Source organism: Kitasatospora sp. NPDC051984, from assembly GCF_044593455.1.
Classification (GTDB): domain Bacteria; phylum Actinomycetota; class Actinomycetes; order Streptomycetales; family Streptomycetaceae; genus Kitasatospora.
In genome coordinates this window covers 889526-912592 of the sequence record NZ_JBIUCB010000001.1, presented here as the reverse complement: position 1 = coordinate 912592, position 23067 = coordinate 889526, and the positions used below count along the sequence as shown (strand labels likewise).

Here is a 23067-nt window from a genome sequence, read left to right as displayed (position 1 = left end):
TGCTTCCCCGCCCTCGACTACTTCGAGAACTCGGGACTCCCCTTCGTCGTCGCCCTCAACGGCTTCGACGGACACCAGCCCCACACCGGCGACGAAGTCCGCGAAGCCCTCCAGCTCAACGCGGACATCCCGATCATCACGCTCGACGCCCGACGCCGGGACAGCGCCAAGAGCGCACTCATCACCCTCGTCGAGCACGCCCTCCTCGCCCGCCTGCGCTGACGAGACACGGGCATGGCCACGCCAGCAGGGGGCGTGCGGAGTCATCCGCACGCCCCCTGGGCACTTCCTCGCACCGACCGCGATTACGGCCGCTGATCGGCCCTCAGCAGGCCGTAGGTGTACGCGTCCTCCAGCGCCACCCAGGACGCCGCGATCACGTTGTCCGCCACCCCGACCGTGGACCACGTCCCGGTGCCGTCGGTGGACTGGATCAGCACCCGGGTCTTCGAGCCCGTACCGTGCTGGCCCTCCAGGATGCGGACCTTGTAGTCCACCAGCTCCAGCTTCGCCAGCGGCGGGAAGATCGGCTCCAGCGCCGCCCGCAGCGCCTTGTCCAGCGCGTCCACGGGGCCGTTGCCCTCGCCGGTGGCGACCTTCCGCTCGCCCCGCGCCCACAGCTTCACCGTGGCCTCGTTGCCCGCCCGGCCCTCCGGGCCCTGCTCGCTGATGGTCCGCCAGGACTCCAGCTCGAAGAACCGCAGCCGCTCGCCGCCGTTCACCTCGTCGCGCAGCAGCAGCTCGAACGACGCGTCCGCCGCCTCGTAGGTGTAGCCCAGGTTCTCCTGCGCCTTCACCCGGGCCACCACCCGGCCCGCCAGGTCACGGTCGCTGGACAGGTCGTAGCCCAGCTCCTTGCCCTTCAGCTCGATCGACGCCCGGCCCGCCATGTCGGACACCAGCATCCGCATGGTGTTGCCGACCCGCTCCGGATCGATGTGCTGGTACAGGTCCGGGTCCACCTTGATCGCCGAGGCGTGCAGGCCCGCCTTGTGCGCGAACGCCGAGAAGCCGACGTACGGCTGGTGGGTGGACGGGGTCAGGTTCACCACCTCGGCGATGGCGTGCGAGATGCGGGTCATCTCGGCGAGACTGCCGGCCGGCAGCACCCGGCGGTCGTACTTCAGCTCCAGCGCCCCCGCCACCGGGAACAGGTTGGCGTTGCCGACCCGCTCGCCGTAGCCGTTCGCGGTGCACTGCACGTGCGTGGCGCCCGCGTCCACCGCGGCCAGCGTGTTGGCGACCGCGCAGCCGGTGTCGTCCTGCGCGTGGATGCCCAGCCGGGCACCCGTCTCCGCCAGCACCGTCGCGACGATCTCCCGCACACCGGACGGCAGCATCCCGCCGTTGGTGTCGCACAGCACGACCACGTCCGCGCCGGCCTCGTGGGCGGCCCTGACCACGGCCAGCGCGTACTCCGGGTTCGCCCGGTACCCGTCGAAGAAGTGCTCGCAGTCGATGAACACCCGGCGGCCCTGGGAGCGCAGGAACTCCACGCTGTCCCGGACCATCTCCAGGTTCTCCTCCAGCGTGGTGCGCAGCGCCAGCTCCACATGCCGGTCGTGCGACTTCGCCACCAGCGTCACCACCGGCGCGCCGGACGCCACCAGCGCCGCGAGCTGCGGGTCCTCGGCAGCTTTCCCGCCGGCCCGGCGGGTCGCGCCGAACGCCACCAACTGGGCGTTCTTCAGCTCCAGTTCGGCCTGCGCGCGGGCGAAGAACTCGGTGTCCCGGGGGTTGGCGCCGGGCCAGCCTCCCTCGATGAAGCCGACGCCGAACTCGTCCAGGTGGCGCGCGATGGCCAGCTTGTCCGCCACCGTGAGGTTGATCCCCTCACGCTGGGCGCCGTCGCGGAGCGTGGTGTCGAAGACGTGGAAGCCGTCGTGCGGACGGTCGTTGGCCTCGGTCATGGCCCTGGGTTCTCCGTTCGGTGGAGTATTTTCATGCATTTTGCCGGGATCGTGATCCGGCTCCACTGTCCAGCATCCCGCGCGCTCCCCGGTGTCTCCGGCCCCCTCGTGAGGGCCCGGGCCGGTCCGGGACAAAACAAAAGACCCCTCGCGGGTGCGAGAGGTCTGCGCGCGGGTCTGGACGCTGGTGGTCGCTCCGCGATCAGGGTGTTGCCACGGAAGCGGTCACTGCGGACCGGCGCGCCTGCTGCTAATAATCAGCGAAAGCGAGGACACCTTTGCAGTCTTGCACACGGTCCGCGATACGACAGACCCGTCTCGCCATCCGAAACGCCTACGCGAACAGCTCGGCCGTGTCGAGCTCGAACCCGAACGGCTCGGGCAACGGGAGCGAGGCACCGACGGGCACCGTTCCGGTGGTGGCGTAATCACCGTGGGCCGGGATGCTGTGCAGCACCACTTCGTCGACACTGCGGTCCACCAGCAGGTACAGCGGGATCCCCGCCGCCGCGTATCCCAGCCTCTTGATGGCGCGCTCCCGGAGCGGCAGCCGCGAGGTCACCTCCAGCACCAGCACCACACCGGACGGCACCCACCACGGCGGTTGTCCGTTCATCGCGTTCCGCTCGGTGAACGTCGCGTCGGGGATGTAGTAGCCTCCCGGCACGATCAGCCCCTTCCGCAGGCCGGCGTCGAAGTCACCCCCCGAACGGAACACCTGCCGGAGGACCCGGCTGATCACGGTGTCGTGGCCGCCGTCCTGCGGTGGGGACACCACGATCTCGCCCGCGACCAGCTCGGCGCGGTAGCCCTCCGGGGTCTCCATGGCGAGGAAGTCGGCCACCAGGTACGGGTCTTCCGGTTCGCTCGCACACACGGCAGGCTCCTTCTGTCACCGAGCCCAACGTGCCGCCGCGCCAAAGGTTGTCGGCCCGGGCATTCCGCCATGGAATGCCCGGGCCGGCGTCGTCAGACGATCTTGTGGAGCCAGTGGTGGGTGTCCGGGCGGTGGCCGCCCTGGATGGCGAGGAGGGCCTCGCGGAGCTGCATGGTGATGGGGCCGGGCTCGCCGGTGCCGATGGTCCAGTCGGCGGTGGCGGACTTGACGTGGCCGACGGGGGTGATGACGGCGGCGGTGCCGCAGGCGAAGACCTCGGTGATGGTGCCGTCGGCGTTGCCCTGCTTCCACTCGCCGGTGGAGATCTTGCGCTCCTCGGAGCGGTAGCCGAGGTCATTGGCCAGGGCGAGCAGCGAGTCGCGGGTGATGCCGGGGAGCAGGGCGCCGGAGAGTTCGGGGGTGACGACGGTGGCGTTCTCGCCCTTGCCGACGACGAAGTAGAGGTTCATGCCTCCCATCTCCTCGACCCACTTGTGCTCGGCGGCGTCCAGCCAGACCACCTGGTCGCAGCCCTTGGCGGCGGCCTCGGCCTGGGCGACCAGGGAGGCCGCGTAGTTGCCGGCGCACTTCGCGGCGCCGGTGCCGCCCGGCGCGGCGCGCACGTAGTCCTCGGAGAGCCAGACCGAGACCGGCTTGACGCCGCCGGGGAAGTACGCGCCGGCCGGCGAGGCGATGATCATGAAGATGTAGGAGTTGGCGGGGCGCACACCCAGCCCGACCTCGGTGGCGAACATGAACGGACGCAGGTAGAGGCTCTGCTCCGGCTGGTTCGGCACCCACGCCTGGTCCTGCTGGACCAGCAGCTCGACCGCCTCGACGAAGGCCTCGACGGGCAGTTCGGGCATCGCCAGGCGGCGGGCGGAGGCCTGGAAGCGCTCCGCGTTGGCCTCCGGGCGGAAGGTCGCGATGGAGCCGTCGGCCTGGCGGTAGGCCTTCAGGCCCTCGAAGATCGCCTGGCCGTAGTGCAGCGTCATGTTGGCCGGGTCGATCTCCAGCGGCGCGTACGGCGTCAGCTGGGCGTCGTGCCAGCCGCGGCCCTCGGTCCAGCGGATGGTCACCATGTGGTCGGTGAAGATCCGGCCGAAGCCGGGGTTGGCCAGTCGGGCCTCGCGCTCCGCGTCGGACAGCGGCTGCGCCGAGGGCTTGAGGTCGAACGTGATGGGCGCCTGGGTGGGCGTGCTCATGGCTGTCTGTCCTTCACCGTGGGGTTTGGCTGGGCCACCGCCGGGCGGAGGAACGCATGACGGCACGGCCCACTGTCGATACTCGCATCCAGAGGGCCGTGCCGAACAGCCGGGAGGCTGTACGTCTGTGAACCGGCCCGTCGGCCGGAATTGTGATCCGGCCGGTCAGCCCGATACTCGGGCGGCGATCGCGTCGCCGACCGCGGAGGTGGACCGGGGGCCGGTGCGCGCGGTGAGGTCCGCGGCGACCGCGGCCTCGACCTGGGCGGCCTCGGCGGCGAAGCCGAGGTGCTCCAGCAGCATGGCGACCGAGAGCACGGTGGCGGTCGGGTCGGCCTTGCCCTGTCCGGCGATGTCCGGGGCGGAGCCGTGCACCGGCTCGAACATCGACGGGAAGTCGCCGCTCGGGTTGATGTTGCCGGACGCGGCCAGGCCGATGCCGCCGGTGACGGCCGCGGCGAGGTCGGTCAGGATGTCGCCGAACAGGTTGTCGGTGACGATCACGTCGAACCGCTCGGGCTGCGTGACGAAGAAGATCGTCGCCGCGTCCACGTGCAGGTAGTCGGTGGTGACCTCGGGGAACTCCCGGCCGACCTGCTCGAAGATCCGGGTCCACAGGTGACCGGCGTGCACCAGCACGTTGTTCTTGTGGACCAGCGTCAGCTTCTTGCGCGGACGGGCCTGGGCGCGACGGTACGCGTCCCGGACGACCCGCTCGATGCCGAACGCGGTGTTCAGGCTGACCTCGGTGGCGACCTCCTGCGGAGTGCCGGTGCGCAGCGTGCCGCCGTTGCCGACGTACGGGCCCTCGGTGCCCTCGCGGACCACCACGAAGTCGATCTCCGGCTGCCCCGCCAGCGGCGACTGCACGCCCGGGAACAGCTTGCCGGGGCGGAGGTTGATGTGGTGGTCGAAGGCGAACCGCAGTTTCAGCAGCAGCCCGCGCTCCAGCACGCCGGACGGCACGCTCGGGTCACCGATCGCGCCGAGCAGGATGGCGTCCTGCCCCTTCAGCTCCTCCAGCACCGCGTCCGGCAGGGTCTCCCCGGTCCGGTGGTACAGCCGGGCACCGAGGTCGTACTCGGTGGTCTCCAGCTTCACATCGGAGGGCAGGGCGGCGCGAAGCACCTTGAGGCCCTCGGCCACGACCTCCTGGCCGATGCCGTCACCCGGGATCACTGCGAGACGAATGGTGCGAGACATGTTTCGGACAGTACAACCGTCCCAGGCCCTGAGCACGCGGCGTCCACGATCCGGACGGGACGTCAGCTCAGCTCGATGTCGACGGGGAAGGGGTGCTCGACCTTGAGACGGTCGTGGAAGGTGCCGGTGGGGGTGTAGCGGTTGGTAGCCGGGTCCAACTCGTAGGTGTAGACGACGGGTCGGTCATCCACGTTCTCCACCCGCCAGAAGTGGCGGATGCCGGCGGCGGCGTACTTGCGGGGCTTGATCTCGCGGTCGCGTTCCACCGACTCCTCCGTGACCGCCTCGACAGCGAGCAGTACGTCCTCCGCCCGGCAGAAGGTGGTCTCCGGCCCCCAGCCCGGCCGCGAGTCGACCGCCATCAGGTCGGGCTCAAACCGATTGCGCGCATCGAGCGTGACGGTCATCGAGCGCCAGACCTCCCAGATCGCCGGAGCGGCGGCCACCAATGCCTTCTCCAACAGGCCCGTAACCCAGGTTTCCCACTTGGTGCGCGGGGCGGTGAAGATCAGCGACCCTGCGATCAGCTCGGTGCGCGGCGGGGCGTCCGGGAGGCGGTCGAGGTCATCCGCCCGGTATCCGTGCACAGGTGGGCGGATCCAGTCGGGGTACGGAGTGAGGTCGTCCATGTGATCAGTCGCCCTTCGGGGTGAGGAGCTGAACGCGCTGCCCGACCGGGTTCAGGTGGTGGATCAGCAGGGCGTCGCGCAGCTTGGTGTGGAAGAGCTCGCCGGGGTGGGCGGGGTGGAGGACGGGGGTGGGGCGGGTGAGGTCCACAGCGAAGGGGCCGAGGGTGGAGGGGCCGGTCGAGAGGGTGTAGTGGAGGTTGGTGGCGGCGGGGAGGGCGGCGAGGCGGACGGGGAGGAGGACGGTGTCGGAGTCGAGGAGGGCGGTGTCGGTGTCGCCCCAGCGGCCGCCCAGGGGTTGGACGTCGAGTTCGGTGCCGGTGCGGGCGTCGCGGGTGCGGGCGACCAGGACGTCGCTGCCGGGGAGGCGTTCGGCGGTGACAGCGGCGTCGGGGGTGCCGTCGCCGTCGAGGTCGAGGGTGGCGCGGACGGCGGAGGCGCCGACGGGGGTGGCGGTGGGGGCGGCCAGCACGGCGGCGAGGTAGAGCATGCCCTGGTCGTCGACGGCGGCGGCAGCGTGTCGCAGCTCGCCGGAGCCTTCGCCGCCGGGTTGCAGGACGGTGAGCAGGTCGGGGCGGATGCCGCCGGTGACGGCGAAGTTGGTGGGGGTGCCGAACGCGGTGGCGTCCGTGGCGGGGCGCGGGGCGGCGAAGAGGGGGACGCGGAGGGCGGGGAGGGTGGGGTCGGCGGGGGTGAGGGTGAGCCGGCCGGAGAGTTCGCCGCGGTAGGTGCGGGGGTGGCCGGCCTGGATCAGGTCGAGGGTGGGGTCGGGGGCGCGGCCGAGGCCGCTGGTGAGGCGGAGTGTGACGGTGACGGTCGCGGTGCCGTGCGGTGGGAGGACGACCCGGGCGGGTGAGAGGGCGAACGAGGCGCCGGGGACGGAGGTGGAGCCGGAGTAGCCGACGCCGTAGGCGAGTTGGCGGTCGCCCAGGTTGCGGACTTCGACCTCGCGGGTGGCCGTCAGGGCCCCGGTGGCTTCGACCACGCCGAACGAGACGCCGACCGCGCCGTCGAGTTGGGTGCCGTAGGCGAGGACGGGGGTGCGGACGGCGTCGTCGGCGCGGGCCCGGCCGCTGCCGGTGCGTTCGGGGCCGTAGACGGGGCCGGTGCGGTTGTCGTGCCGGTAGGTGTCGGTGGCGGTGTTCATCAGTGCGGCCTTGATCTCGGCGGCACCCAGTTCGGGGTGGGCGGAGCGGACCAGTGCGGCGAGGCCGGCCAGCTGCGGGGTGGCCATGGAGGTGCCGTCCTCGCGCATGCCGGCGCTGCCGGAGCCGGCTTTCGCGGACCAGATGGTTTCGCCGGGTGCGGCCAGGTCGGGTTTGACGATGCCGTCGACGCCGATGCCGCGGGAGGTGAACGTGGCGAGGGTGTCGGTGCGTTGCGGCTGGTCCTGCGGGACGGCGCCGTGCAGCGGATTGCCGGGTGTGGCGAGCCGGACCGTCACAGGGCCGGTGGCCGCGAGGAGGCGTTCGCCGTCGGCGCGGGCCAGGATCGCGGCGGGGATCCGTTCGTCGCCGGCGATCTCGCCGAGGTCGTCGCCGTCGGCGGCGTACAGTGCGCCGATGGCTCCGGCGTCGGCGGCGTGGTCGGCGCGCGGGGCGGAGCCGCAGGCCCGGTCGGCGTCCTTGGTGGTCCAGCGCAGGACGGCGATCTTTCCGCGCAGCCGTTCGAGATCGTCGGCGCCAAAGGCCGCGCAGCCGTCCAAGTCCTGGGCCGGAACGGCGAGTTCGCCGCTGACGGTGGCGGTGTCCCACTGGGTGTACCGGCCGCTCCAGTGTGCGGGGACGGTTCCGGCGAGAGCGGCGGGGGCGAGCACGGTGATGCCGTCGGCGTCGCCGTGCGGGTCGACGGAGGCGGCGGCGGTGAGCACTCGGCCCGCTGTGCCGGGGCTGCCGCCGACGCCGTACACGTCGCCCTCGTTGCCGGAGGCGGCGACCACCAGGGTGCCGAGCGCGGCGAGCCGGTCGGCGGCGAGGGCGTCGGCGTCGTCGGGGCTGCCGAACGGGCTGCCGAGGGAGAGGTTGACCACGTCGAGGCGGTCGCTCAGGTCGCCGTCGCCGTTGGGGTCGGCGGCCAGGTCGAGGGCGGCGGCGAGCTGGTCGGTGGAGCCGTGGCAGCCGAACACCTTGATGGCGTACAGCTGGGCGCCGGGGGCCGCGCCGGGGGCGACCTTGAAGTCGGCGGGGTTCAGGCCGGGCCGGTAGGGGCCGCGGTAGGGCTTGCCGTCGGCGGTGACGCCGAGGCCGGCGGCGGTGCCGGCGACGTGGGTGCCGTGGCCGTTGGCGGCGCAGTCGAGCGGGTTGTCGTCGGGGTGCGGGACGGGCTGCGGGTGTTCGGCGGCCGGGTCGGGGTCGTAGTCGTCGCCGACCAGGTCCCTGCCGCCGATCACCTTGTCGTTGGGGAAGAGTCCGGCGGGCGCGGGCTCGGCGGCGTTCACGGCGGCGTAGGCCTCGGGGGTGCCGGGGCCGCCGAAGTCTGCGTGGGTGTAGTCGATGCCGGAGTCGACGATGCCGATCCGGACGCCTTCTCCGGTGTGCCCCTCCGGGCCGTCCCACACCTTGGGGGCGCCGGTGAGCGGCACCGCGTACCCGTTGGTGCGCTGCTTGAGCGCCACGGGGTGGACGGCCTTGACGCCGGGCAGGCCGGCCAGGCGCGGGAGTTGGCCGGCGGGCAGCCGCAGGGCGAGGCCGCTGACCAGGGTGCGGGTGCGGTACAGCGGGCGGGCGTCGGGGACGGCGTGCCGCAGGGTGGCGGTGAGGGCGTCCAGCGAGCGGTCGGCGGCGGCGCGCTGGGCGCTGCCGGCGGCGGCCGCGGCGCGCCGGGTCTGGTCGGGGGTGCGGTGTTCGCGCCGGGCGCCGTCCTGGGCGCGTTGCCAGGCGGTGGCGGCGGGTTCGGTGGCTAACTCCAGCAGCACGGCGGTGCTGGGCCTGGGTGTCCCGACCGAATGGGCCGGGGTGGCCGGGGCGAGCAGGGCGAGGGTGACGAGAAGGCCGAGGGCGGTACGCACCCCGCCCAACCTAGGAGGGGCCGCCGGGCCGGGTGCGGACGTTCACCGCATGGGTGACGGTAAGTCACCCGGCTGGCGCAGTGGCGTGCGTGCGGCTCAGTGCTCGGCGGGGGCGCCGTTGTCGCGCCGGTCGAGGGCGCGCTGCAGGGCGGCGGCGGCGCGGGGGTCGGCCTGGGCGCGGCGGCGCCGACGCTGGACGAGCGTGGCGGCGGCGGTGGCGGTGGTGGGGGCGGTGGTGCGGTCTGCGACGAAAGGCATACCGGGCTCCTTGCATACGGGGGCGCAGCAGCGCGCGAGGGTGGTGACTACAAGAAGTACGCCTGGCAGGGGTCGCCTGCCGCACCGCGTACGTGCACACGGGCCACGCTCCCCGGCGTTGCGGGGGTGGCGCACCGTATGACTACTCCACAGTACGGCGGGCGGGCCGCGGTGTCGCCGAATTACTTGGATTTCCTACTATCTGAGACGGCGACGACCACCGGGTATGCGAACGGCCCTTCCGCCTCAAGGTCGGAAGGGCCGTTCTGGAGTGCTGAGGGGGCGTCAGCCGAGGTTCACCGCGCGGGCGAAGCGGGCGCCGATGGCGCCGGCGATCTCGGCGAGGACCTCCTGCGAGACCTCGGTGTCCACGGTGATCGAGGCGAGCGCATTGTCACCGTCGCGGGCGACCTGCATGCCCGCGATGTTGATGCCGGCGTCGCCGAGGATCCGGCCGAGGGTGCCGACCACGCCGGGGCGGTCCTCGTAGTGGAAGAACGCCATGTGGTCGGTGAGGGCCACGTCCACGTCGAAGCCGTCCACGCCGACGATCTTCTGGGTCAGCTTCGGGCCGGAGAGGGTGCCGGAGATCGACACCTCGCCGCCGTCCGCCAGGGTGCCGCGGACGGTGATCACGTTGCGGTGCTCGGGCGACTCGCTGGAGGTGGTCAGGCGGACCTCGACGCCGCGCTCCTGGGCGAACAGCGGGGCGTTGACGTAGGACACCGTCTCGGCCACCACGTCCTCGAACACGCCCTTCAGCGCGGAGAGTTCGAGCACCTTGACGTCGTGCTGGGTGATCTCGCCGCGGACCTCGACGTCGAGGCGGACGGCGACCTCGCCGGCCAGCGCGGTGAAGATCCGGCCGAGCTTCTCGGCCAGCGGCAGGCCCGGGCGCACGTCCTCGGCGATCACGCCGCCCTGAACGTTGACCGCGTCCGGTACCAGTTCGCCGGCCAGCGCGAGGCGCACGGACTTGGCGACGGCGATGCCGGCCTTCTCCTGGGCCTCGTCGGTGGAGGCGCCCAGGTGCGGGGTGGCGACCACGTTGTCGAGGGCGAACAGCGGCGAGTCGGTGCACGGCTCCTTGGCGTACACGTCCAGGCCGGCGCCGGCCACCCGGCCGTCCTGGAGGGCGCGCAGCAGCGCTTCCTCGTCGACGATGCCACCGCGGGCGGCGTTGACGATCCGCACGCTCGGCTTGACCTTGTGCAGCGCCTCGTCGCCGATCAGGCCGATGGTCTCCGGGGTCTTCGGCAGGTGCACGGTGATGAAGTCCGCGACCTCCAGCAGCTCCTCGAGCGAGAGCAGCTTGACGCCCATCTGGGCCGCGCGGGCGGCCTGGATGTAGGGGTCGTAGGCGACGATCTTCATGCCGAACGCGGACATCCGCTGCGCGACCAGCACGCCGATCCGGCCGAGGCCGACCACGCCGAGGGTCTTCTCGCTGAGCTCGACGCCGGTGTACTTGTTGCGCTTCCACTCGCCGCCCTTGAGCGCGGCGTTGGCGGGCGCGATGTTGCGGGCGACCGAGATCAGCAGGCCGCAGGCGAGCTCGGCGGCGGTGACGATGTTGGAGGTCGGCGCGTTGACGACCATCACGCCGGCCTTGGTGGAGGCGGCGACGTCCACGTTGTCCAGGCCGACGCCGGCGCGGGCGACCACCTTGAGCTTCTTCGCGGCGGCCAGTGCCTCGGCGTCCACCTTGGTGGCGGAGCGGATCAGGATGGCGTCCACGTCGGCGATCGCGGTCAGCAGCTCGGCGCGGTCGGCGCCGTTGCAGTGCCGGATCTCGAAGTCGGGCCCGAGGGCGTCGACGGTCGCGGGCGAGAGCTCTTCGGCGATGAGGACTACAGCGTTCTTCGATGTCACAGCGCTCACGACAGTGTCCTTAACTGTCCGGTTCACCCCGCCGCGCGGAGGGCACGAAGGTGGCGTGCGCAGGGCGGGGGAAGGTGGCATGTCGCGTAGCTAGACGCACGACGCTGTGGGCCTGACGCGTACTCGGGAGTCTATCGGCGGGCCGCCGGGGGGACTGCTCCCGTCCGGCGAAATCACCCGGACGGGAACAGCCTTGTTGTACAAGCCGGATCAGGCTTCCTGGTCCACCCAGCTCATCAGCTTGCGGAGCTTCTTGCCGGTGGTCTCCAGCAGGTGGTCGGCGTCCGCGTTCTTGTACTCGTTGTACTTCGGCAGACCGGCCTTGTACTCGGCGATCCAGGTGTTGGCGAAGGTGCCGTCCTGGATCTCGGTCAGGACCTTCTTCATCTCGGCCTTGGTGTCGGCGGTGATGATGCGGGGGCCGGTGACGTAGTCGCCCCACTCGGCGGTCTCGGAGACCGACCAGCGCATCTTCTCCAGGCCGCCCTCGTACATCAGGTCGACGATCAGCTTCAGCTCGTGCAGGCACTCGAAGTAGGCGATCTCGGGCTGGTAGCCCGCCTCGACCAGGGTCTCGAAGCCGGCCTTGACCAGGGCGGCGGTGCCACCGCAGAGGACGGCCTGCTCACCGAACAGGTCGGTCTCGGTCTCCTCGGTGAAGGTGGTCTTGATGACGCCGGCCTTGGTGCCGCCGATGCCCTTGGCGTACGACAGCGCCAGGTCGAAGCCCTTGCCGGTGGCGTCCTGCTCGACGGCCACGATGCACGGAACGCCGCGGCCCTCCTGGTACTGACGGCGGACCAGGTGGCCCGGGCCCTTCGGGGCGACCATGCAGACGTCGACGTCGGCCGGCGGCTGGATGAAGCCGAAGCGGATGTTCAGGCCGTGGCCGAAGAACAGGGCGTCGCCCGCCTTCAGGTTCGGCTCGATGGCCTCCTTGTAGACGTCGGCCTGGATCGGGTCCGGCACCAGGATCATGATGACGTCGGCCTCGGCCGCGGCCTCGGACGGGGTGACCACGCGCAGGCCGGCCTCCTGGGCGGCGGCACGGGACTTGGAGCCCTCCAGCAGGCCGACGCGGACGTCGACGCCCGAGTCGCGCAGCGACAGCGCGTGGGCGTGGCCCTGGCTGCCGTAGCCGATGACCGCGACCTTGCGGGCCTGGATGATGGACAGGTCGGCGTCGTCTTCGTAGAACAGCTCGGCCACGGGGGCACATCTCCTTGCGTGGTGGTGTTGCCGGGGGTTCCTACCGTAGGCGGACCCGGCGGGGGTTCGGTGTTGCTGCTTAAGTGTTGAGACAGTGCGCGTCAGGCGGTGCGGTCGAGCGCGCGCAGCGAGCGGTCGGTGATGGAGCGGGCGCCACGGCCGATCGCGACCAGGCCGGACTGCACCAACTCCTTGATGCCGTAAGGCTCCAGCATCTTCAGCATGGCCTCCAGCTTGTCCGATGCGCCGGTCGCCTCGATGGTCACCGCCTCGGGCGACACGTCGACGGTCTTGGCGCGGAACAGCTGGACGATCTCGGTGACCTGGGAGCGGGTCTCGGCGTCGGCGCGGACCTTCACCAGGATCAGTTCGCGCTGGACGGCCTGGGTCTGGTCCAGTTCGACGATCTTGATCACGTTGACCAGCTTGTTGAGCTGCTTGGTGACCTGCTCCAGCGGCAGCTCCTCGACGTTGACCACGATGGTCATCCGGGAGATGTCGGGGTGCTCGGTCGGGCCGACCGCCAGCGAGTCGATGTTGAAGCCGCGGCGGGAGAACAGTGCGGCGATCCGGGCGAGCACGCCGGGCTTGTTCTCGACCAGGACGGACAGGGTGTGCTTGGACATGGTGGTCATCGCTTTCTGGTCCGTCAGTCCTGGTCGTCGCCGAAGTCGGGGCGGACGCCCCGGGCGAACTGGATCTCGTCGTTGCTGGTGCCGGCCGCGACCATCGGCCAGACCATGGCGTCCTGGTGGACGATGAAGTCGATGACCACCGGGCGGTCGTTGATCTCCATGGCCTGCTTGATGACGGCGTCCAGGTCCTCGGGGCGCTCGCAGCGCAGGCCGACGCAGCCCATCGCCTCGGACAGCTTCACGAAGTCCGGGATCCGGGTGCCCTGGGCGGGCTGCTCGATGCCGTCATGGCCGGGGCCGGAGTGCAGGACGGTGTTGGAGTAGCGCTGGTTGTAGAACAGCGTCTGCCACTGGCGGACCATGCCCAGCGAACCGTTGTTGATGACCGCGACCTTGATCGGCAGGTTGTTCAGGCTGCAGGTGGTCAGTTCCTGATTGGTCATCTGGAAGCAGCCGTCGCCGTCGATCGCCCAGACCGGGACGTCGGGCTGACCGGCCTTGGCGCCCATCGCGGCCGGGACGGCGTAGCCCATGGTGCCGGCGCCGCCGGAGTTCAGCCAGGTGGCGGGCTTCTCGAACTTGATGAACTGGCTGGCCCACATCTGGTGCTGGCCGACGCCCGCGGCGTAGATGGCGTCCGGGCCGACCAGTTGGCCGATCCGCTCGATCACCTGCTGCGGCGACAGCATGCCCTCGGGGGCGGGCTCGTAGCCCAGCGGGTAGGTCTGCTTCCACTGGTTCAGCTTGGTCCACCAGTCCGCGTAGTCGCCGCGGTGGCCGGCGTCGAACTCGGCCTGGACGGCGACGATCAGGTCGGCCAGCACCTCGCGGGCGTCGCCGACGATCGGGACGTCCGCCGGGCGGTTCTTGCCGATCTCGGCGGGGTCGATGTCGGCGTGCACGACCTTGGCGTTCGGGGCGAACGAGTCGAGCTTGCCGGTGACCCGGTCGTCGAAGCGGGCGCCCAGGGTGAACAGCAGGTCGGACTTCTGCAGCGCGGTGACCGCGGGGACCGAGCCGTGCATGCCGGGCATGCCCAGGTGCTGCGGGTGGCTGTCCGGGAAGACGCCGATCGCCATCAGGGTGGTGACCACCGGGGCGCCGGTCAGCTCGGCCAGGATGCGCAGCTCCGCGCCGGCGTTGGCCTTCAGCACGCCGCCGCCGACGTACAGCACCGGGCGCTTGGAGTTCACCAGCAGCTTGGCGGCCTCGCGGATCTGCTTGGCGTGCGGCTTGGTGACCGGGCGGTAGCCGGGCAGCGAGGTCTCGACCGGCCAGCGGAAGGTGGTGGTGGCCTGCAGGGCGTCCTTGGCGATGTCGACCAGGACCGGGCCGGGGCGGCCGGTGGCGGCGATGTGGAAGGCCTCGGCGATCACCCGGGGGATCTCGGCGGGGTCGGTGACCAGGTAGTTGTGCTTGGTGATCGGCATCGTGATGCCGCAGATGTCCGCCTCCTGGAAGGCGTCCGTGCCGATCGCCTTGGAGGCGACCTGGCCGGTGATCGCGACCATCGGGACGGAGTCCATGTAGGCGTCGGCGATCGGGGTGACCAGGTTGGTGGCGCCGGGGCCCGAGGTGGCCATGCAGACGCCGACCCGGCCGGTGGCCTGCGCGTAGCCGGTCGCGGCGTGGCCGGCGCCCTGCTCGTGGCGGACCAGGATGTGCCGGACCTTGGTGGAGTCCATCAGCGGGTCGTACGCAGGGAGGATGGCACCGCCCGGAATGCCGAAGACCGTGTCGGCCCCGACGGCCTCGAGCGAGCGAATGAGCGACTGTGCGCCGGTCATGGTCTCGATGGTCTGCTGACCCGGAGCGTGGGCGGCCGGGTGGTCCCCACGACGGGGGGTTGCGGCGTGCTCAGTCATCTGCCTGTCTCTTCTCGGGTTCTGCTCGGGGTGGCGCCGGCCCGGGGGCGGTGGCTCCCTGGGCGGTCTCCGGCGGTGCCTCGATCGTCCGGATTTCGGGGGGTTGAGGCCAGGATTCCTGCGGTGGCCGACCCGGATTCGTGCAACAAAAAACCCCTCGTGCCAAGGGCATGCGAGGGGGAGGCGCGTCAGGCTGTTCTTCAGCCGACGCGCCCGCCAAGTACGAGAATTCGGGTGGTCATGGCACCGACCTTCCTCCCACGCAGTGGTGGGTGTCAAGCTGGTGGGACCGCCGTCTCACCATGCGGGCCACCGCTCGGACCCCCGACGGTGTGCCGTTGCGGCAGCTCAAGGCCGCTGTGCAGGTGCCCCGGGCGGGCCGCGGAAGCCTCCGCCAATCCATTCGTGCGGGCCTCCGGGGTGAGCAGCGGGCGGCGGCCGGGGTGGCCCTGGCCGGGGCGAGGGACGGAGTAGCCGCGGCGCAGCAGGGCGCGGCGCAGCCGCAGTTCGTCGAGCGGGCGGTCGAAGGCCAGGCCCTGGCCGCGCCGGCAGCCGAGTTCCTGGAGCACGGCGAGCTGCCGGGGGTGGTCGACGCCGTCGGCGCCGGTGACCAGGCCGAGGTCGCGGCCGAGGCGCAGGGCGTGCCCGGCGAGTGCCCGGGTGAGGGTGGAGTCGGCGATGTCCTGGACCAGGCTGCGGTCCAGTTTGAGCGCGTCGAACGGCATCCGGGCGAGTGCGCCGAGCGAGCCGCCGCCGGCGCCGAACCCGGCGAGCGCGGTGGACACCCCGAGGCGGCGGAACGCGGCCAGGCGGCGGCCGAGTTCGTCGGCGAGCGCGTCGGGGCCGGTCCGGGAGACTTCCAGGACGAGCAGGTCGGGCGGCAGTTCGGTGTCCCGCAGGGCGCCGGCCAGGGTTTCGTACATGCCGGGGGCGCAGAGCCGTTCGGCGGCCAGCCGGACGGTGACGGGGACGGGCGGGGCGGCGGGGCCGTCGGCGCGGCGGCGGGCGGCGGCTGCGACGGCTTCGGTGACCAGCCAGCGGGCGAACCGGGTGGCGCCGTCGCCGGTGTCGGCGGTGCGCAGGAACTCTGCGGGAGTGAGCAGCAGGCCTTCGGCGGAGCGCCAGCGGGCCTGGGCCTCGACGCCGGTGAGCCGGCCGCCGGCCAGTTCGACGACGGGTTGGTGGAGCAGCGCGAAGGAGCCTTCGCGGACGGCGGCGCGCAGCCGCTCCTCCAGTTCGCCGCGCCGGTCGAGTTCGGCGCGCATCGCCGGGGTGTAGAGCACCACCCGGCCCTTGCCGCGGGACTTGGCCTGGTACATCGCGAGGTCGGCGTTGCGGAGCAGTTCGTCGGCGGCGCTCGCGGCCCGGCTGTCGGCGCTGCGGGCGCGCGCGTCCTCGTCCTCGCCGGGGGCGGGTTCGGGGACGGGCAGTGGGGCGTCGGGGCCGAAGGCGATGCCGATCGAGGCGGCGACGCCGAGTTCGGTGCCGCCGATCCAGTACGGCTCGGAGAGGGCGGCGCGGATGCGTTCGGCGAGGTCGCGGACCTGCGGGTGGCCGAGCCGGCCGCGGACCAGGACGGCGAACTCGTCGCCGCCGAACCGGGCGACGGTGTCCTCGGTGCGGACGGCGGCCTGGAGGCGGCGGGCGGCCTGCACCAGCAGTTCGTCACCGACCTGGTGGCCGGCGGTGTCGTTGACGGCCTTGAAGCCGTCCAGGTCGAGGAAGAGCACGGCGAGGGCGGTGCCGGCCGGGCCCTGCGCGGTGAGCGCGGCCCGGACGCGCTGGGCGAACAGGGCGCGGTTGGGCAGGTCGGTGAGCGGGTCGTGGAACGCGTTGTGCTGCAACTGGGCCTGCAGGCGCACCCGTTCGGTGATGTCGCGGCTGTTCAGGATCAGTCCGTCGCGGTACGGGTTGACGGTGGATTCGACGTGCAGCCACTCCCCCTCGCCCTCGCCCTCGTTCTCGCCCGAGCGGATCCGGCATTCGACCCGGGCGGAGGGTTCGCCGGGCTGGAACCGGGCGCCCCGGCTGCGGGCCAGGATGCGGCGTACCTCGGCGAGCACCCGGTCGACGTCCTCGGGGTGGACCAGGTTGAGCAGGTTGCCGCCGACCAGGTCCTCCGGGTCGCGGTTGTAGACCCGCAGCGCGGCGGGGCTGACGTAGGACAGCGCACCGGACGGCCCGGCGATCATGATGACGTCGCTGGAGCCCTGCACCAGGGAGCGGAAGTGGGCTTCCTTGGTGGCGAGTTCCTGTGCGAGCGACAGGTTGTCGAGCAGCATCACGCCCTGCCGGACGATCAGGGCCAGGCCGACGGTGCTGGCGGCGGCGAGCATCACCCGGTCCAGCGGGCGGCCGCCGAGCGCGTTGTAGAGGATGCCGGCGGTGCACACCGCGGCGGCGGCGTAGGGCGTGAGCGCGCTGAAGGTGGAGGCGACCCGGCGGCGCGGCCCGCCCTGGGTGGAGGGGTGCTGGCGGCTGGGGCGGCGGGTGTGCGACCAGGGGGCCCAGGCGAGCAGCAGGGAGCCGGCGAACCAGCCGGCGTCCAGCAGTTCGCCGGAGTGGTAGTCGCTGTGGAACTGCGGGGTGGTGAACAGGGCGTCGCAGACCACGGTGACGACCAGGCCGATCATCGCGGTGTGCACGGCGGCCCGATTGCGGTCCCGGCCGCGGACGTTGAGGCCGACCACCAGGCCGACCAGCAGGATGTCCAGTACGGGGTAGCCGAGGCCGATGGCGAGCTTCAGCGGGTCGTCACCGTCGCCGGCGGCGACCCGGCCGAGTGCCAGGCTCCAGCTGAGGGTGAACAGCGAGCCGGCCACCAGCCAGCCGTCCAGCATCAGGCAGAGCCAGCCGGCCGGGTTGCGCGGGCGCTGGGCGAGCACCAGCAGGCCGGTGATGGCGAGCGGGGCGAACAGCAGGAACGGGTACTCGGCGGAGGAGTCCGGCGGCAGCGGCCGGCCGAGCACCACCTCGTACCAGCCCCACAGGCCGTTGCCGAACGCGACCACGGCGGAGGAGAGGCCGAACAGCAGCCAGGCGGGCCGGGTGTGGCCGCCGACCGCGATGCCGTGCGCGAGGCAGGACAGGGCGGCCGCGAGGGCCGCCCCGGCGAGGCCGAAGTCGCCCATCACCAGGGCGAGTTCGCACGAGCCCCAGCCGAGTCCGGAACCCACCGCGTACCCGGCGCAGAGCACCGCGAGCAGCACGGCCGTGAGCCTGCGCAGGGCGGGATGGGCAGGCAGCACCGATTCGGTGGAGTTCAATCGACATCTCCCCCTCCGGCCCGTGGCCGTACCGGTGTTCCCGCTTCGGACCCTACACCAATCCGGTCACGCACCGGCACGCAGTCTCAACTCAGCGTAATGATTGGCAGGTGAGGCGGGGGACCTTCGGGCGGGTGTCGCCCGTTCGGCTCAGGCGGTGGGGGTGGCGGCGGCGCGGAGCCGGTACAGCAGTTCGGACTGCCGGTGGGTCAATTCGTCTGCGGCGGTGGCTCCTTCGGCGACGGCGCGGGTGAACGCGGCGAGTGTTTCGGCGACTTGGTCGGCGGCGGCGAACAAGGGCTGCTCGGTGTTGCCGCCGCGTTCCAGCAGGACGGTGGGGGGCTGGTCGGCGGGCGGGGTGAAAGCGCGCTCGACCCGGATCCGGCCGGTGCTCCCCCACAGTTCGTAGCTGTTGCGGTAGGCGTGGTCCATGCCGAAGGCGAGCTGGGCGAGCACGCCGCCGGGGGTGGTCAGCACGGCCGCGCCGGAGGTCTCCACGGCGCTGCCGGCGCCGCGGTGCAGGGCGGCGCCGGTCACCGTGAGTTCCGGGCCCAGGAAGTGCAGGGCGGCCCGGACGGGGTAGTAGCCGACGTCCAGCAGGGCGCCGCCGCCGAGTTCGGGCCGGTGCCGGATGTTGTCGGCGGGCAGCGCGGGGATGGCGAACGCGGCGGAGAACATCCGCAGTTCGCCGATCGCGCCGTCGGCGACCAGCCGCCGGACCTGCTCGTGCACCGGGTGGTGGACGAACATCACGTTCTCCCGGAGCACCAACTCGCGCTCCTCGGCCCGGCGTTGCAGGGCCGCGGTGGCGGCCGGGTCGGCGGTGAGCGGCTTCTCGGCGAGGACGTGCTTGCCGGCGTCGAGGGCGGCGGCCACCCACTCGGCGTGCAGGGCGATCGGCAGCGGCACGTACACCGCGTCCACGTCGGGGGATTCGACCAGTGCGCGGTAGTCGGTGGCCCGGCAGCCGTACTGGGCGGCGAGCGGTTTCGCGCGTTCCGGGTCGCGGCTGGCGATCGCGGTGAGGCGCAGGCCGGGCTGGGCGGCGATCGCGGGCAGCATCCGCCGCCGGGCGATCTCCGCGCAGCCCAGCACGCCGATCCGCAGGGGGTCAGTCACGGTCGTCCAGGCCGTTCAGTACGGCCAGCAGGGTGCGGGCCTGGACGTTGACGTAGTGGCCGTGCCGGACGAGCTCGGAGAGCTGACCCGGCGTCACCCAGGCGTAGCCCTCGGGCTCGTCGAGCGGTTCGTCGTCGCCGGTCTCGACCAGCAGGTAGTCGGCCTCGGCGTGCAGGAAGCGCCCGCCCTCCTCGGAGTGCACGGCCCGGTAGGCGACCTGCCCGTTCAGTACCCGGTCGAGGAACGGGGGCCGCTCCTCGTGGTTGCCGGGGGTGCACTGGACGGTGGGGGCGAGTTCGACGGCGTCCAGGAAGCCGCCCTCGACCTTGGCATGCGCCAGGACGTGCCGGACGCCGTCGATCCGGCGGGTGAGGAAGGCGGCGACGCCGCGGCCGACGGGTTCGATCAACGGCTGGGTCCAGCTGGTGACTTCGCGGTTCCCGGCGGTGACGTTGACCGCGACGACCTTGAAGAACCGGCCCTGCTCGTGCGCGATGGTCTCCTCGTCCTGCGTCCAGCCGGGCAGGTCGGCCAGCGGGACGCGTTCGGCGTGGATGTCGTGGCGGGAGCGCTGCCCGGTGAACCAGGAGAGCAGCTCGGTGTCGGTGTGCAGGGCGCGGCCGTCCGGGTCGGCGACCGGGGCGCAGGCCAGCACGGTGCGGGAGTCCATGTTCACCACGTTGTCGCGGCGCAGCAGTTCGGCGATCTGGCCGAACGTCAGCCAGCAGAAGTCGTCGTCCTCGGGGACGTCGTCCAGCGCCTCGACGATCATGTTGCGGTTGCTCTTGTGGAAGAACCAGGAGCCGTGCTCGGACTGCAGCACGTCGGCGAGCACCCGGCGGGGGCGGCCGCCGGTGAAGTACTCGATGTACTTCACGTCGGCGCCCTGGTGCACCTTGGTGTAGTTGCTGCGGGTGGCCTGGACGGTCGGCGAGAGCTGGAGCAGGTTGCGGTTGCCGGGTTCCATCTTGGCCTGCATCAGGCAGTGCAGGACGCCGTCGAACTCCTTGACCAGGATGCCGAGGATGCCGACCTCGGGCTGCTTGATGATCGGCTGGTACCACTCCCGGTAGGGGCCGTCGTCGAGGGTGACGTGCAGGCCCTCGACGGAGAAGAAGCGGCCGCTGCGGTGGACCAGGTTGCCGGTGCCCTCGGCGAAGGACCAGCCGTTCAGTTCGGCGAACGGGATCTTCCGCACGGTGAAGTCGTTGGCCCGGCCGCGCCCGGCCAGCCAGTCGGCGAAGGCGGCGGTGCTCAGCCTGGCGCCCTCGGTGGCGGCGGCGGAGCGGGCGATCCTGGCGGCCGGGGCTGCGTCCCCGCGGGGGCGGGCGGTCGCGCGCGGGCGGGCGGCGGCGGTGTCCGGTGCGGGCATCGGGCGTTCCCTCTCAGCTGTTCTTGGCGACGAACTCGCGAACGGACTCGATGATGTAGTCGAGCTGGGCCTCGCTCAGGCCGGGGTACACGCCGACCCAGAAGGTGTGCTCGGTGACGATGTCGCTGTTGGTGAGGTCGCCGACGACGCGGTGCGGCTTGCCGATGTAGGCGGGGTGACGGGTCAGGTTGCCGGCGAACAGGCGGCGGGTGCCGATCTTGCGGGCCTCCAGGAAGTCGACCAGCGCGGCCCGGGTGAACGGGGCCTCGGGGTCGACGGTGAGCACGAAGCCGAACCAGCTCGGGTCGGAGTTCGGGGTGGCGTGCGGGAGCAGCAGCCACGGCACGTCGGCCAGGCCGTCGCGCAGGCGCTGCCAGTTGGCCTTGCGGGCATCGACGAAGGAGTCCAGCTTGGCCAGCTGGGTGAGGCCGAGGGCGGCCTGGATGTCGGTGGCCTTCAGGTTGTAACCGACGTGCGAGAAAATGTACTTGTGGTCGTACCCGGCGGGCAGGGTGCCCATCTGGTAGTCGAAGCGCTTGAGGCACTTGTTGCTCTCGCCCGGCTCGCACCAGCAGTCCCGGCCCCAGTCGCGCAGCGACTCGACGATCCGGGCCAGCGCCAGGTTGGAGGTCAGCACGCAGCCGCCCTCGCCCATCGTCAGGTGGTGCGCCGGGTAGAAGCTGACGGTGGTCAGGTCGCCGAAGGTGCCGGTGAGCTGGCCGTTGTAGGTGGCGCCGACGGCGTCGCAGTTGTCCTCGATCAGGAACAGGTCGTGCTCCTCGGCGAGCTGCGCGATCTCGGCGACCGGGAACGGGTTGCCCAGCGCGTGCGCGATCATGATCGCCTTGGTGCGCGGGCCGATCGCGGCGGCCACCCGGTCGGCGGTGGTGTTGTAGGTGCCGAGCTCGATGTCGACGAAGACCGGGATCAGCCCGTTCTGCAGGATCGGGTTGACGGTGGTCGGGAAGCCCGCCGCGACGGTGATCACCTCGTCGCCCGGGACCAGCTTGCGGTCCTCCAGGTGGTCGGAGGTCAGCGCGGTCATCGCCAGCAGGTTGGCGGACGAGCCGGAGTTGGTCAGGTGCGCCTTGCGCCGCTTGCACTTCTTGGCGAACAGCGACTCGAACTTGCGGGAGCTGCGGCCGGCCGCGATCCGCATCTCCAGCGCGGCCTCGACCAGCGCCACCCGGTCCTCCGCGTCCAGCACCGCGCCGGACGGCCAGATCTCGGTGACCCCGGGCACGAACGCGCCGTCGTCCTCCTGCTCCTGGTGGAACTTGCGAACCTCGTCGAGGACGAGCTCCTTGTGCACGCTCATCGCCGGTCTCCTTCTGATGGGGCATCGGGTGGGGTCTTCTCGTCGGTCCGGTCCAGCTTGCGGGCGGCTGCTGGAGCCGGACTCGACAGTGCCTCGGCGGGCGGTTCAGCAGCCGGTTCAGCAGCCGGTTCAGCGGCCGCCGGCGACGGCGAGGGCCTCGCCGGTGACGTTGCCGTTGGCGGCCGAGCCCAGGTACAGCACGGCCCGGGCCACCTCCTCGGGGGAGCTGAGCCGACCGCTCGGGGTGGCGGCGGTCTCCCGCTCGCGGACCGGCGCGGGCAGCCCGGCGGCGACCCGCTCGGTGGTGGTCAGGCCGGGGCAGACCACGTTCACCAGCACGTCGGTGCCGGTCAGGTCCCACATCAGGCTGCGGGTCAGGCCGTGCAGTCCGGCCTTGGCGGCGCCGTAGAACTCCTGGCCGCGGTTGCCGCCGAGCGCGTTGTGCGAGGAGATCAGCACGATCCGGCCCCAGCCGCGGGCCCGCATGCCGCCGACGGCGGCCTGCACGGTGCGGACGGTCGGCGCCAGGTTGCCGTCGATCACCGGCAGCCAGTCCGGCTCCGGGACGTCCTCGAACCGGGTGCCGGGGATGCGCCGCTCGCCCCAGCGGACGGCGTTCGCCACCAGCACGTCCAGCCGGCCCCAGCGGCGCTCGACCTCGGCCACCGCGAGCTGCGGCGACTTCGGGTCCTCCAGGTCGTACGGCAGCGCGAACGCCCGCTCAGGGCCGCCGAGTTCGTCGGCGAACTGCTCGGCGGCAGCCCGGTCGGAGCGGTAGGCGACGGCCACCCGGGCCCCTTCGGCGGCGTACGCCCGGGCGACCGCGCGCCCGATCCCGCCGGTCGCCCCGGTCACCAGTACGACGCGCTCTCGCAGTCCCAGGTCCATGCCACTCCTCGGTGCGCGGCCGGCCCGGACGGGTCCCGCCCCGACGCGGGGCGGCCCGGCCGCCGGGTGCCGACCCGCCGTCGACGGCAGCCCCGAGCCTGCGCCCGCGGGCTGGAGCGGTGCTCGCGGACGGGTCGCAACTCGGCGTCGTGGCGGGGAAGTTGGCGCGCCCAATAAGGGCCATCCGACGACCTCCCCGGTTCCGGGACGAACCCAGGGCCGGCGCGGTGCTCGCGGGAGGGTCGCAACTCCGCGCCCTGGCAGGACAGTTGGCGCTTGAAGTGGACTACCCGGCGACCGCCTCCGGATTCGGAACGAGCCCCGGGCCGGCGCGGCGCTCGCGGACGGGCGGCAACTCCGACTCCTGGCAGGTCAGTTCACGCCGAAGGCGGACTACCCGTCCACCACCTCCGGTTCGGGGGAAAGCA

General features: G+C 72.0%; 16 protein-coding genes and 1 pseudogene. 1 reads left to right on the top strand and 16 read right to left on the bottom strand.

Features of this window, described 5'->3' with window-relative positions:
• Positions 1–222 (top strand): annotated as a pseudogene (locus ACIHEI_RS04070) (ATP-binding protein); the annotation flags it as partial.
• 83 nt (positions 223–305) lie between these two features.
• On the opposite strand, the gene cimA reads toward ACIHEI_RS04070, so the two are convergent.
• The 16 genes from cimA to ACIHEI_RS03990 all read right to left on the bottom strand — a co-directional run bounded on the left by cimA (position 306) and on the right by ACIHEI_RS03990 (position 22639).
• Entirely contained in the window at positions 306–1910 is a 1605-nt protein-coding gene (gene cimA, locus ACIHEI_RS04065; RefSeq protein ID WP_387636919.1) for a citramalate synthase, read from the bottom strand.
• A gap of 334 nt (positions 1911–2244) precedes the next feature.
• Positions 2245–2787, bottom strand: coding sequence for a Uma2 family endonuclease (locus tag ACIHEI_RS04060; protein WP_396605480.1), 543 nt, complete (start codon positions 2785–2787; stop codon positions 2245–2247).
• Between the two features lie 92 nt (positions 2788–2879).
• The gene (locus tag ACIHEI_RS04055) at positions 2880–3992 is read right to left on the bottom strand and encodes a branched-chain amino acid aminotransferase (protein ID WP_396605479.1); all 1113 of its coding nucleotides are present in this window, start codon (positions 3990–3992) and stop codon (positions 2880–2882) included.
• Between the two features lie 165 nt (positions 3993–4157).
• The gene (locus ACIHEI_RS04050) at positions 4158–5195 is read right to left on the bottom strand and encodes a 3-isopropylmalate dehydrogenase (RefSeq protein WP_392950950.1); all 1038 of its coding nucleotides are present in this window, start codon (positions 5193–5195) and stop codon (positions 4158–4160) included.
• 62 nt (positions 5196–5257) lie between these two features.
• Entirely contained in the window at positions 5258–5824 is a 567-nt protein-coding gene (locus ACIHEI_RS04045) for a Uma2 family endonuclease (RefSeq protein ID WP_396605478.1), read from the bottom strand.
• 4 nt (positions 5825–5828) lie between these two features.
• Positions 5829–8828, bottom strand: a complete 3000-nt coding sequence (locus ACIHEI_RS04040) for a S8 family serine peptidase (RefSeq protein ID WP_396605477.1) — start codon at positions 8826–8828, stop codon at positions 5829–5831.
• Between the two features lie 96 nt (positions 8829–8924).
• Positions 8925–9086 (bottom strand): hypothetical protein, encoded by a 162-nt coding sequence (locus tag ACIHEI_RS04035; protein ID WP_396605476.1) that lies wholly within the window; start codon positions 9084–9086, stop codon positions 8925–8927.
• 285 nt (positions 9087–9371) lie between these two features.
• On the bottom strand, positions 9372–10958 hold the full coding sequence (serA, locus tag ACIHEI_RS04030; protein ID WP_392950981.1) for a phosphoglycerate dehydrogenase: 1587 nt from the start codon (positions 10956–10958) through the stop codon (positions 9372–9374).
• A 219-nt stretch (positions 10959–11177) separates the two neighbouring features.
• Positions 11178–12176, bottom strand: a complete 999-nt coding sequence (gene ilvC / locus ACIHEI_RS04025) for a ketol-acid reductoisomerase (protein WP_392950941.1) — start codon at positions 12174–12176, stop codon at positions 11178–11180.
• Positions 12177–12277: 101 nt separating this feature from the next.
• Positions 12278–12802, bottom strand: a complete 525-nt coding sequence (gene ilvN, locus ACIHEI_RS04020; protein ID WP_392950979.1) for an acetolactate synthase small subunit — start codon at positions 12800–12802, stop codon at positions 12278–12280.
• A 23-nt stretch (positions 12803–12825) separates the two neighbouring features.
• Positions 12826–14676, bottom strand: a complete 1851-nt coding sequence (locus tag ACIHEI_RS04015; protein ID WP_387636944.1) for an acetolactate synthase large subunit — start codon at positions 14674–14676, stop codon at positions 12826–12828.
• A gap of 275 nt (positions 14677–14951) precedes the next feature.
• Complete coding sequence (locus ACIHEI_RS04010) at positions 14952–17942, bottom strand: putative bifunctional diguanylate cyclase/phosphodiesterase (protein WP_396605475.1); 2991 nt, start codon at positions 17940–17942, stop codon at positions 14952–14954.
• Between the two features lie 150 nt (positions 17943–18092).
• A complete protein-coding gene (locus ACIHEI_RS04005) occupies positions 18093–19061 on the bottom strand; it encodes a Gfo/Idh/MocA family protein (protein ID WP_396605474.1) in 969 nt (322 codons plus the stop codon).
• A complete protein-coding gene (locus tag ACIHEI_RS04000) occupies positions 19054–20433 on the bottom strand; it encodes an NDP-hexose 2,3-dehydratase family protein (protein WP_387636951.1) in 1380 nt (459 codons plus the stop codon). Before ACIHEI_RS04000 ends, ACIHEI_RS04005 begins: the two co-directional genes overlap by 8 nt.
• A gap of 13 nt (positions 20434–20446) precedes the next feature.
• Positions 20447–21751, bottom strand: a complete 1305-nt coding sequence (rfbH, locus tag ACIHEI_RS03995) for a lipopolysaccharide biosynthesis protein RfbH (protein ID WP_387636954.1) — start codon at positions 21749–21751, stop codon at positions 20447–20449.
• A 129-nt stretch (positions 21752–21880) separates the two neighbouring features.
• Positions 21881–22639, bottom strand: a complete 759-nt coding sequence (locus ACIHEI_RS03990; protein ID WP_396605473.1) for an SDR family NAD(P)-dependent oxidoreductase — start codon at positions 22637–22639, stop codon at positions 21881–21883.
• Positions 22640–23067 lie beyond the last annotated feature (428 nt).